We start from the raw sequence: 641 nt of genomic DNA on the forward strand, positions 1-641 counted from the left end.
GCCGACCATCAGCGGTCGCCTCGGCAGATCCGCCACGCGCTGCGCTCACACATCACTTCGCCGACGTCCTTGGCCCCGTCGACCAAGAAGCGGTAGCCGAACTCCGGGTCGTCGTGGTGGGCGCCGAACGGAGTGTCCGCCCGGTACGCCACGGCCAGCTCGGCACCGGTGACCGGGTCCGCCGGCCACCGATAGTAGGGCCGGCGGGAGCACTTGAGCATCCGGCACGTCACCGCAATGGGAATCCCGTCGGCGGCGAGCTCGCTCGCGAGCCGGTTGCGTCTTTTCCCGCCAGGATCGCTTGGGACAAATAGGCCGCCGGACGGCGCAGGACCCTGCCCTCCTGCTCGAGCAGGCGGATCTGCTTCTTCAGCTCACGATTCTGTGTGGAGTCGGCCTTCGTGACGCCGGGCTTCTCACCGTCCTCGACGTCGGCCTGGCGCATCCACTTCGACAGGGTCATCTCCTCGATGCCGAGGTCCTTGGCAATCTGCGCCATTGCCACCCCGTCTTCTCGGGCCCGGGGCACACGCACGACATGGTCACGGAACTCTTGGGACAGGCCGCGGGCGCAGCAACATCCTTCCAGGCCGCCCTGCGGGCAGGCCAGATCGGATGTCACCCATCGACGCGGCCGTCCC

At 68.3% G+C, this 641-nt stretch carries 2 protein-coding genes; both read right to left on the reverse strand.

What is annotated here, in order from left to right; genetic code table 11:
- Positions 1–8 precede the first annotated feature (8 nt).
- On the reverse strand, positions 9–221 hold the full coding sequence (locus GMA12_RS18170; protein WP_156270881.1) for an integrase: 213 nt from the start codon (positions 219–221) through the stop codon (positions 9–11).
- A gap of 8 nt (positions 222–229) precedes the next feature.
- The coding region (locus GMA12_RS18650) for a transposase (protein WP_206064743.1) at positions 230–641 on the reverse strand (412 nt) is incomplete at its 5' end.

It is taken from the genome of Kocuria sediminis, assembly GCF_009735315.1.
GTDB classification, from domain to species: Bacteria; Actinomycetota; Actinomycetes; order Actinomycetales; family Micrococcaceae; genus Kocuria; species Kocuria turfanensis.

Coding starts and splice junctions, on each gene's coding strand:
- GMA12_RS18170 (WP_156270881.1), bottom strand. CDS start 221: ATGCTCAAGTGCTCCCGCCGGCCCTACTATCGGTGGCCGGCGGACCCG.